The sequence below is a fragment of the Enterovibrio sp. FF113 genome, from assembly GCF_041439165.1.
GTDB lineage: Bacteria > Pseudomonadota > Gammaproteobacteria > Enterobacterales > Vibrionaceae > Enterovibrio > Enterovibrio norvegicus_A.
Genome location: NZ_JBGONO010000024.1, coordinates 76,377 through 88,150 on the forward strand (window position 1 = coordinate 76,377; position 11,774 = coordinate 88,150).

Annotated in this window: 6 protein-coding genes; 5 read left to right on the forward strand and 1 reads right to left on the reverse strand. The window is 45.2% G+C overall.

Annotation, left to right across the window (positions count from 1 at the left end; translation table 11 throughout):
* The 4 genes from ACED36_RS17855 to ACED36_RS17870 all read left to right on the forward strand — a co-directional run bounded on the left by ACED36_RS17855 (position 1) and on the right by ACED36_RS17870 (position 5,951).
* Complete coding sequence (locus ACED36_RS17855; RefSeq protein ID WP_016962254.1) at positions 1-786, forward strand: thioesterase II family protein; 786 nt, start codon at positions 1-3, stop codon at positions 784-786.
* Positions 761-1,522 (forward strand): 4'-phosphopantetheinyl transferase, encoded by a 762-nt coding sequence (locus tag ACED36_RS17860; RefSeq protein WP_371733633.1) that lies wholly within the window; start codon positions 761-763, stop codon positions 1,520-1,522. The genes ACED36_RS17855 and ACED36_RS17860 overlap by 26 nt, the downstream gene beginning before the upstream one ends.
* Before the next feature lie 237 nt (positions 1,523-1,759).
* Positions 1,760-3,031, forward strand: coding sequence for an acyl-homoserine-lactone synthase (locus ACED36_RS17865; protein WP_017006287.1), 1,272 nt, complete (start codon positions 1,760-1,762; stop codon positions 3,029-3,031).
* Positions 3,024-5,951, forward strand: a complete 2,928-nt coding sequence (locus ACED36_RS17870) for a hybrid sensor histidine kinase/response regulator (RefSeq protein ID WP_371733634.1) — start codon at positions 3,024-3,026, stop codon at positions 5,949-5,951. The genes ACED36_RS17865 and ACED36_RS17870 overlap by 8 nt, the downstream gene beginning before the upstream one ends.
* 56 nt (positions 5,952-6,007) lie before the next feature.
* Here ACED36_RS17870 and ACED36_RS17875 read toward each other — a convergent pair whose 3' ends face one another.
* Positions 6,008-7,963, reverse strand: a complete 1,956-nt coding sequence (locus ACED36_RS17875; RefSeq protein WP_371733635.1) for an ATP-dependent DNA helicase RecQ — start codon at positions 7,961-7,963, stop codon at positions 6,008-6,010.
* Positions 7,964-8,968: 1,005 nt separating this feature from the next.
* Here ACED36_RS17875 and ACED36_RS17880 point away from each other — a divergent pair.
* Positions 8,969-11,774 (forward strand): S8 family serine peptidase (locus tag ACED36_RS17880; RefSeq protein WP_371733636.1); only part of this gene is annotated, 2,806 nt, incomplete at its 3' end.

The following is an 11,774-nucleotide window of genomic DNA, read 5'->3' on the forward strand; positions in this document are numbered from 1 at the left end:
ATGAACAAAATGAAAAATAGTGATTGGTTTGTGATACCTGCCCCTAATGCCCAGGCCAAGATGAGGCTATTCTGTTTTCCATATGCGGGAGGCAACGCGGCAACATTTCAAGCATGGACACAAGTATTACCGACATTCGTGGAGCTAGTTATTGTACAGCCTCCAGGTCGAGCCTCTCGACTTTTAGAACCCGCAATTAACAATATGCATGAAATGACCACAGAGTTATTGAAGTTCTCAAAAGACATAACATCTCTACCCTATGTTTTACTTGGACATAGCTTAGGTAGCAGAGTGGCTTACCAATTGGCTGTAGAGTTAATTGAACAGCACTATCCATCACCTATTCATTTCATTGCATCAGGAAGCAGAGCCCCTCACACGGTAAAGACAAGTGAGAGGATATGCGATTTGCCAGATAAGCTCTTTTTGGACAAAATCGCTGCAATGAATGGAACGCCGAAAGAAGTGATGATGAATAAAGAGCTTATGGAACTACTTCTACCAATGCTTAAAGCTGACTTTTCCATTTCCGATAATTATCAAGCATCACAATCTCCGCTTCCTTGTGACATTACAGCCCTTGCAGGAACAGATGATGAACAAGTCAGCGAAAAACAACTTGTGGCTTGGGCAGAGCTGACATCCACAGAGTTTAAGAGTATGCACTTTCATGGCGGGCATTTTTTTATCGACACATGTGCATCCCAAGTCACTGATGCGATTAGTTCGTTGCTCCACCTTCTAGTAAGTGAAAAAAGTGTTACTCAGCAAACCACATATTGAAAAAATACGTCTCAGGTTTTCACCCAGTGGGCACCTGGAAACAGATAACAATCGTTTTATAACAGACGTTGAAACTTCCAAAGAGCATGCTTTTCCAAGCGTGCTACTTTGTCGGTGCCAATTTGATATCAGTCAGATGTCCAACCAACTTAAAGAGCACTATGACATATCAGTACCAAATGACATTCAGCAAGCCGTAACTAAGAGAAAAGCCGAATACTTGGCTGGGCGAGTTGTTTCAAAATGGGCCCTAGAACGTATTGGATCTAAGTCATTGCATGTAGGCCGAGATGAAGACAGGAAACCAATATTCCCTATAGGGTTTTCGGGTTCAATTTCGCATAGCCAGAATACGGCAATATGCGTGGTAACAACTAACAAACATATCAAATATGTCGGTATCGATGTCGAAAATACAGTGACCAGCAAAGTAGCGAATGAGTTGAAGCACCTAATTGCCAGCAATCATGAATTTTCTCTATTAAGAAGTTCAGGGTTGTCAATCAACCAGAAAGTCACACTTATATTCTCGGCAAAAGAGAGTCTTTTTAAAGCCATTTACCCCTATGCCAATCAAATATTGGGCTTTGATTCCTCTTCAATAATTTCGATAAAAAATAATTCCTTGGAACTGAAATTGAGAAATGACATTGCCGATAAAATACAAAGCCAAAGTGTCTTTAAATGTGAATTTATTGTCGAACGAGAAGAGGTGACTACGCTTGTTCTAAGCTAAAGTCACTGTCTACAAAAACGGCTCCTTTCAATAATACCGCGAAGGCGTGAAATTGATTCACCCCAACACAAATAACCTTCGCGAAAAAACCATATTTCTGTCAGGGCGACTATTGAGTTCCCTGACCTACCAAACCGCCTTCTCAAAATAGCGTCACAAGCCAACAACGATAAATAGTCGCCATACATAGATCGTACACTTATCTGGACTTCAACAATCAATGTCGAGGATTTCAGTATGTACGACACTATGGCGACACAAACCCCTGCAACTTCAAAACTATCAGTTCAATGCCAACTTGAGAAGATGGCAACGCTTTCGGCTTCCGAGCAAAATAATCATGCCTTTTTGGAACTGGTTAATGACTATATGTTTTCTACTAATCAATTCGATCTCTTCGAGAGAATCGTTTCATATCGCTCAAACGAAATCACTAAAGCACTTCCAAGTACTCAACCGAGAGGAAACCTTTTCACGACGTTGACATGTGACACCGCGAGATCCATCACTGGCGTCACACCGTTTCGTAACCTTCCCGAGATATTCCTCTCCATCGAGAGAATTGCCCTTGCTTTTTATGGCGACATCCTAAGTTGTTGGGCAGCATTTAAAGTATCCCAGCTTATTTCAGAAGCAGAAAACCATCTCGTAAAGCACTCTTCTATGCCATGGAGGAAATTGCACACAGCGCCAGACAATGATCGCTATCGATACGAAGTGGTTACGGATATTCGAGATGATCAACGCCTATTCCTGACCAATTATTCTCCTGTTCCAATGAAACTATCATTGGCGAACGTACTGATAAATCTAGAGACTTTTGTCAAACAGCAACACTGGTACGAGATGCTTTACTACCTTGATGTCTCTTCATACGGTGAGCACTTCATTCTTTATCAAGAGAATGACAATTCCCCCCCCTTACTCCTTTCAACAGCACTTATTCAACGATGGCAACACCGAGATAACTGGCTAACATTCGATCCATTTTTCCAAACAGAAAGTTGGACACTGATCGCATCTAATGAGAAAATCCAAACATTGGAGAGATCAGGGATATTCCATAAGCCACTGAAAAACAAATTAAAACTTGGCTCTGTTGCAGCGTTTGATTATTCGCTATTGCAAACCATCACACAAAAGCGATCAGTGTGTGAAATCATCCGAATGGCGATCGGGGGTCCACGAGAGAAATTAAATCACATTCTCTATTTAACCCTTAAATATCTGACAGTTAAACTTGCTGACATCGGTTTGGAAGCGGCTTATACCATTGTTGAACAGCCATCGATATTGGCTTTCTATGGGTCGGTTAACAACGACAGTAAAGGGACACTGCCTTACGTCTCTATATGTCAACAAAAGGTCGAGGGAACAGACCTTACAACATATCAAGGAATCGTTTTTACAGGGCCAATGAGCCAAGCCTTTGAACACTGTAGCTTCAGAGACTACAACAAGAGAATTATAAAAATGCGTAGACAGGCGAGAACGGCGGAAAATGCCTAACCTTATCAACATAATGTCTAACAACTTCATTGCGATATTTCTCGTCGCAATTGCTGTTGTCGTTATGCTTTGGGCGGTCCACTTTGCCAGAGCATTAACGAAAAATCGGTCGGGTGTATCCCGACCGATTTACCTTCCCTATACGCTTTACACTGTTTTCATTTCGTTATGGATACTGTCTAACGCCTACTTTCAATCAGATCTATTAGTCGCTTTGGGAAGCGGAACAGCCACTATCATGGCGCTGTTAGCCAATTTGTTCTCTGGGCTTGCCTTTGCCTTCGCGTTCCTATTTTCATGTCGATTAGTATCAGAGCGTAACGCATTTCAGCTGAGTACTTGGCAATGGATACTCTTTGGTATTGCCTGCGCCATTACATTAGCCACCAATGCCATTCCAGGAATGAATGTGAGAACGGTTGATGTCTCTGGCATTGGCAATTTTGTCATTCACTTTGGTCCAGCCAGTGGCGCTTTTTTTGGCATCCTATTGCTTCTTGTTGTGCTCACACTGGTCAATTTCATTCGCTCCAGCAGAAGTACAATTCGACTCAAACAGGTCAAGGCCACTTACATGGTCTTGGGTATGGTTGGATTTATTCTTTCAACCTTCCTTGCGCATTTTTTGATCCCAATATTGCTCAATGATTTCTCCAAAGCATGGTTACCACCTGCACTATCAATCATTGAAGCCGTTCTTGTGGGTTATGCACTGCTTCACAATCGCTTTTATAGCAGCCGCTATATGGTACTGATCAGTTTCAGTTTTATTGCTAACGCAGCGCTTTATATCACCCCTATCGTAGTGATTAGCGTTCAGGACGCTTCGAAAACATCTTTGCTGTTTGCTCTTTGGACGCTGGTTACCGGTATTTTCTGGAATAAATCTCATGCGATGATTCGCCGAGGGGCTAACCGACTTCTATATAGAGAAAAAGGCAACCCGGTCGAAAGTATCTGCAACTTGATAGGTGAATTTCGCTACTCGACCGACGAAGCAGTGGTGAAACTCAATCATGTGTTGAATGCCAAATCAGGTCGCATACAAAAAGTCGCTAACAACGCGGAAACGAACGTGTATTTGTCATGTTTTGAAGGCGACCGCTCTGTTCTTGTTAAGGAAGAACTTGAGTATCAACTTAAGCACGACCGCCCAGAAGATCCGGAATGCCTTCGATCTGTCGCTCGCGAAATGATTAGCGCGGGTACATCGCTCGTATTACCCATCACCAATGATAAAAGTGAAGTCACTCACCTCTACATGGTGTCCAAAGAAAACGAGAGTGACCTGTTTTCCAGCGAAGAAATCATGGGCTTACAACGCCTGTTCGACGAAGCAAACCGTTTTATCGTCACCGAAGACAAAATTCGTAAATCACAGGTTCTGGCTGGCTCCATTGCCCATGAAATTCGTAACCCACTGACCAAAATCAAGTACCACTTCGAGCGTATTGATGCCGATATGTTTGGTGTGGAAAACGCCTCTCTCAGCCCCTTTGCGTCTCAAGATATGAAAAAAATCTACCAAGAGCTGGCGGAAGGAAAAAAAGCCGTTCAGCTCGGAACACGATTTATAGACGCCATACTCGATGAACTGCGCGGAGATGGGATCAGTACCGAACTCTTTGAACACTACTCTGCCGTTGAATTAACGACGCAGGCGCTAAGAGATTTCAGCTTTTACAGCGACAACCACAAAAACAGGATTAATATCAATACGCACGATGATTTCCTTTTTCGTGGCAGCGACACACTTTACAGTTTTGTCTTGTTCAACTTGCTAAAAAATGCGATTCATTACTTTGATGCCTTCCCCAATAGCCGTGTGAATATTCATTTTCGAAAATCTACGGACTATAACGAAATTCATCTCATTGATACGGGTCCCGGTATTTCAACTGAGCACCAAGCACACATTTTCGATGAGCTCTACACCAAAGGCAAAGATCAGGGTAACGGGCTGGGGCTTTCTTACTGTAAGCGAGTTATGCAGTCTTTTGGTGGTGACATTACTTGCCGATCGTTAGCCGGAAAATTCACAGAGTTTGTTCTCTCTTTCCCTTCGATCGACCAACAAGTCCATGATGATAAATCCATGGCAATACTTACCGATTATATGATGGGTAAATCGTGCCTTGTTATTGGCAACATGCAATCACAGGCTTGGCTCACTGCAGCGTTAGAAATACTCGGTGCAGACGTCATTCTCGCGCAAAATATCAAACTTGGATTTAGTAATCTTTGTCAGCAACCTGTTGATTTCATCATGATGGAGCGCATGTTACTCGAGCAAGAGGTCGACTTGGTCAAGGCACTCCGAGCAGGAGATTTTGGCTACCAAGCCCAAGTTACCCCCATTTTGATCTACCACACCCCAGAGAATGAAGACTCTGAACCCCCAACAGGTATCTATGCGTCCAATTTGGTTCAAGGGCATTTAGACGGCATTAACCAAAACCCGGCATTCCATCGTTCACTCGCGGCATTGATCGATGAAGGCAGCTTGGTGAAATTGGGAAGTTTGATTGGAAAGCGAGTATTGGTTGTGGACGATATGCAAGTTAACCGCTTACTGGTTCAAGCTTATCTCACCACTGAAGGGATTACAGTTGTTCAGGCGACATCTGGCGAAGAGGCCATTCAAAAGATCACCAACGAGCCTTTTGATCTCATCGTGATGGATATTCACATGCCAGGAATGGGTGGTATTGAGGCCACAAGGGAAATACGACGATTACGACATGACATTCCAGTCGTGGCACTCTCCGGTGAGTACAGTGAAGAAGCAATCATCGAGATTCAAGAGACCATGCACGATCACCTCGTTAAGCCAATCACTAAACAGCAATTGATCAAGATGCTGACAACCTGGTTAGTGCAAGACACATCAAGTAATAAAAGAGCCAAGACGCTGAACTAGATGTATCAGCGCTCATGACGCTAGCTTTACTCAAGCTTTTATAAGCAAATCGACGGTTACCCAGGTTTGATCTGCTCACAAATCGCTTTAACGTCGGCAAACGGATAGTGACCAAACTTACCAAAACCTGCTGTTTTACCTAAACGAAGCCGCCCTGTCAGTGGCGTCGCGATGCCACATAGGTATCTCGCAATGGCATGAGAAGTGACAGCGTCATCTGCCGCAGCATTGAGTAACGGCTGGCTTGCACGTTGGAGATCAGATAACTCCAATGGCAACAATGCTGAAGTACTCGGTAGCGTCGCAATTTGGCCTCGGCACACAGAGCAATGTCCGCATTGCTTCGGCGCATGCTCATCTGCAAAGTAACTTGCCAGTCGATGACTCAAGCAGGTCGTGGTTTCAAACAGTTCGAGCATGGCATGAACACGCTGAATCTCACTGTGCTCCTTGGCCTGAAACATATCGTGTATTTTATCGCTTAGCTCAGCAGCGGGTGTTCCCGTCAATGCCTCAGGACGACACACACGGAAAACGTCTGTCATTTGTTTGCTTTCTAGCTCAATCCAGCCCTTGTCGGCAAAGTAATCCAACGCCGTGACTGCACGGTTGCGGTCAGCATGAAACCCCTGCCAAAGCGCCTCAAAATCAACCGTATGCCAAGTGCGAGATTTTGGCGATGCTGCAAACACGGCTTCGACAAACTGCTTACGCTCTCCATCAAAATGCCCGATGATTTGCTCAACACTTAATAACGTTTTAAATCGATAGTCCGCAAAATAGCTGTATTGAGGCTCAATCACCCCTTCTAATTCGAGGTAAACCAGCAAGGTTTTCAGAGGAAGCTGTCGAATGTTGCTGTCACGTGAAAGGCGATTCAACATCACTTCCCAAGAGCTGCCTAACGGTGTTTTGCCAACCTCTTCAATCACCGAATAAATAGCGGCGCGGTCTGGTGTGTCACCATAAACAAAGTTTTCCAGTACGCTCAGCGATTCTCGGTTGGCAAGCACCGAGCACGTCGACGTTTGACCATCGCGCCCTGCCCGACCAATTTCCTGGCTGTAGTTTTCTATCGATTTAGGCAAATCGTAATGTATCACTGCGCGAATATTTGACTTATCAACACCCATACCAAAAGCAATCGTCGCGACAATGCAGTTGATCTCTCCTTGCATAAAACGGTTTTGAATTTTCTGTCGTTCATCATTTGGCATACCCGCGTGATAGGCATGAGCAGGCAGCCCTTCACTTCGCAAAAAGCCTGCGACCATTTCAGCCGTGTTTTGCAAGGTGACGTAAATAATGGTCGGGGCTTGTGATGCATTTTTTAGCTGGGTAAGTAAGGTGGCCGCTTTATCCTGCTCAGGGCATGCAATCACGTTGAGATCCAAATTGCTGCGATAGAAACCGGTTACCACAATGTCTTGCGAAGCAATACCGAACTTGGTTCCCATGTCTGCAATGACTTGGGGTGTTGCGGTAGCCGTCAGCAATAGTACTTGGGGGATATTGAGTTGCTTACAATAAACGGGCAACTTCAGGTAATCTGGGCGGAAATTATGCCCCCATTCCGATATACAGTGCGCCTCATCCACCACGAGAAGCGACAAAGAAACGGATGAAATGAACTGTCTGAATCGTTCATTTTTAAGGCGTTCGACTGAAATCATCAAGATTTTCGTCTCACCCGCTTTTACTGCTCTCATTACTTCTCGTGACTCATCATAGGTCAACGTAGAATCAAGAGACGCGGCGGGTATCCCTTTGCTTTTGAGAAAATCGAGCTGATCTTTCATCAATGCGAGTAAAGGCGATATCACGAGTGTTAAGTGGGGAAGATGAAGCGCGGGAAGCTGATAACACAATGATTTACCCGATCCAGTAGGAAATATCGCCGCCGAGGAGTGCCCCGAAAGCACTCTCTCAACCACTTGCTGCTGACCACCTCGTAAGCCTTCAAATCCGAAAACCTGTTTCAACGTCTGTAAATAGGTGGTATCAGTGCTCATTTCCGCCTCGGCAAATCAATAGAATCAAATGATGCTGAAGTCTACACGTCCGCTAGACAGGCGACGAGTGTAAAGAAAGGAAACTCGGGAAATCCCGCGAAATTAAGTAAGTATGGGGTTGCTCAATATTGGCCAACACGACCGTCCAAAAACAGCAAGGCGTGGGTGTTACTAGGTATTAATTGAAAAATAGTGCATTTTGCCATCAGAAGCCCTGAATCATTCGTAGCTGACAAATGCAGTAGTTCGATTTACACGCAGCAAAATATGATATGGCTCCGGCAAAAAAGATTCAAATGGAAGAACACCTTAATCTCTTTACCCGCACAGTAAACGCTGAATAAAAAACCATAGAAAATTTGAAATAAACTAAAAACCCGTCAATTTTAAATCAAAAAACCTCCAACACATTGATAATTATTTTCACACCTAAACCTCGCCACTATACGCCACCAATTGAACAGGTCGGAATTAGATATGGATATAACCGAAATCATCAATCACAAATATCACAAACCTTGTTTCAACACGTTATGAACGAAGTGCATTTTTCTTTGTTCACCACAACGTAAGCGCGCAGCGTGAAACGACACATCTCATTGCGCTGACTCTTATTTCCCTCATCAATTCAGAAAGATACAACCAATGAGCAGTCTTATCTAGTAAATAAGTTTTAATACTTTAGATGTACACCCACTCACTAAATTAGATATCCCTCAATATATAAGTAATCCCATGTCTGCTACAAGTCATGAGTAGCAATACAGCTAATGTCACTAGTATGCGAACAATATCCTTCTCACTTTCAATTGATATGCACATTCATTAAATACCACTCAGCAGTGACTGACAAAACCATATAATTACATAAACAAAAGGGTTATTACTGTGGCCGCATCCCGTAGAGATTCATCAAGAGACAAACAACAAAATACCAAGCAATGTATTAACCATACAGACAAAGGAAAATCGATAAGAAAGCGATTGCTTACTCTTGGCGTTTTCATGTTAACTGCTTTTTTTGTTGTGGGAGCACTTCAATCAGGCCACTCTCTATCGGCTGCCAATACGGCTAAAGGCTTATCACCGCTGATCGCAATCAACGATGACGGCGCGGTTCAATCAAGCCCAAATACATCGGGTGCACCCACATCAATAAGCATTCCATTTGAAGAAAGCCTTGCCGGTCATGGTATTGAAGGCAAGCCGAATGCCGAGCGCCCTTGGTTGAGTGCATCACTTGAAAAACGTCCTTTTAGTGATTATTGGCGCAAGCAAGTTGAGTATCACCTTGCCCAGCCTCGCACACCGGGTTGGGTCAAATTCGAAAGCTATCATTTCAACAAAGGCAGAGATCCTCTCCAGTTACCTACTTTTGCTCGCATGGTTGAATCTAAGCATGTTCCCAACGTACTGACCGTGCGAATTGTTGATGGCATTGATAGCAATACCGCACTATCTGATATTGGTTTTAACCATAAGCAATCACTCGACCCAGCGGCTAAAAATTCACGCGTTCATGTCTATCAGATCCCTTCAGAGATGGCATTTGAGCTCGCGCTCGAAACCGTCAATGCGCACCCTAATGTCGCATTTGGTGAGCCCGATTATTTGATTGAATGGGCACTTGCTCCCAATGAATCCAATGGTGGTATTAGCAATGGCACCGCTTGGTGGCTCAATCAATTGAATGCCTATGAAGCATGGGAAACCACCACCGATGCAACCGCCATTGGGCCGATTGCTGTTTATGACCAAGGTGTACTTCGCAGCCACGAGGATCTAAGAGAAAACTTTTGGGTCAACCCAGACGAAATCGCAGGAAATGGTGTCGATGACGATAACAATGGCATTGTCGATGACATAAATGGTCGCACCAACACAGTATTTGGCTCCCATGGCACACCCGTGGCAGGAACCATCTGTGGAGAAGGTAATAACGGCATTGGGTATGTCGGCAGTGCATGGAAGTGTCAATTAATGGATACCGGTGGCCCACTGAGTTTTGCCGCCGCCGTATCAGATGCAATGGCATCTTTGCGTTATGCGACGTCAAAAGGTTCTCGGATTTCGAACCACAGTTGGGGTATCAGCGGTGACTACAGTCAAGCCTTCAAAGATGTGATCACGGACATTGAGAGTGATGACCACTTAATGGTGATTGCATCACACAACTTTAATTCCAATATCGACAACAGCCCCGTCTACCCTGCTTCTTACGACAACGACAACATTTTAAGTATCGCGGCATCCAATCAAAGCGAAGGCCGGATCAGCTATTCAAACTATGGCGCAGTCAGTGTTGATATTGCGGCACCAACCGAATTTATCACGGCCAATTCCTCGGGAGGATATTCAGGCTTTAGTGGCACATCACAAGCAACGCCTGTTGTGACTGGTGTGGTTGCGCTTGCTTGGGCGATGGACCCGTCCATGAATTTCAGAGAAATAAAACAATTAGTCATGGACACTGCTCGCCGTGTTCCAGCTTGGAATGGCTTGACCGTTTCTGGCGGGATTATCGACATGAAAAATCTAGTGGAATCCGTGATCGTCGATACAGATGGTGATGGCATTCTCGACGATGTCGATCCCGATGATGACAACGATGGCGTATTAGATGAAGACGATGCCTTCCCTAAAGACGCGACGGAGACAGTAGATACTGACGGCGATGGTATCGGCAATAACGCCGACAATGATGATGACGGCGATGGCGTCAACGATGAAGACGATTGGCGTCCACTTGATCCTAACGAACAATATGACACCGACGGTGATGGTGTAGGTAACACTCAGGATGATGACGATGACAATGATGGCGTTTTAGATATTGACGACGCCTTCCCGCTAGATAATACAGAGACCACGGACACTGACGGCGATGGCGTGGGTGATAACAGCGACCAATTCGTCAATAACCCGAATGAATGGGTAGACTCAGATGGCGATGGTGTCGGTGACAACAGTGATATAGACCGTGATAACGATGGCTTAAGTGACGATTTAGAATCACGCACATCTGCGCTAGTCACCAATTGGCCGACGTTAACGGGTAGTGCTGTCTTTACCGATGGCGTCTTAACGGCGAACGGCGGAAGCTGGGGACAGCAAGCCAATTCCGATAGTTTCTCTCAATATGGATTTAGCGACAACTATCGCTTGAGCTTCACCATTGACGCACTTGGCACCTACAACATGATTGGGCTAGGCAGTGTCGAAAGCTCCGCCAGCTATACCGATATCGATTACGCTTTCTACTTGACGGGCGGCTCTCTGAGCGTTTACGAAAGCGGTGCTAGCAGAGGTAGTCTGGGCAGTGTTTCCGTAGGCGACACGCTGACTATTGAAGTCAATACAAACACCATTCGATACCTCCGAAACAACACCGAGCTTCGCGAAGTCACCTACAGCGGCGATACCCCTGACTTCTACGTTGACTCCAGCTTCTATAGCGGAGCGATCCGCCTTAGTAACATCGAATTGACGCCGCTCTCGGGCGCAGGCTTGTCGGCCGATGCAGATAACGATGGCGTCACCAACGATGTCGACCTCGACTCGGATAACGACACCATCCCGGATGTGATTGAAGCTGGCTTGGCCGATAACGACGGCGATCTCAAGGTCGATAGCATTGACCTGCAAGCCAGCGTTGATCCCGCGCCGGATTCTGACGGTGACGGCATTCCTGATTACCTCGATTTGGAAAGCCAAAATGCAGAGAACGACGGCACGGCCTTTGACATGGCGGCCAGCGACTTTGCGGCGTTTGATTCCAATGGCGATGGCATGCTCGATGGCAATGACGAAC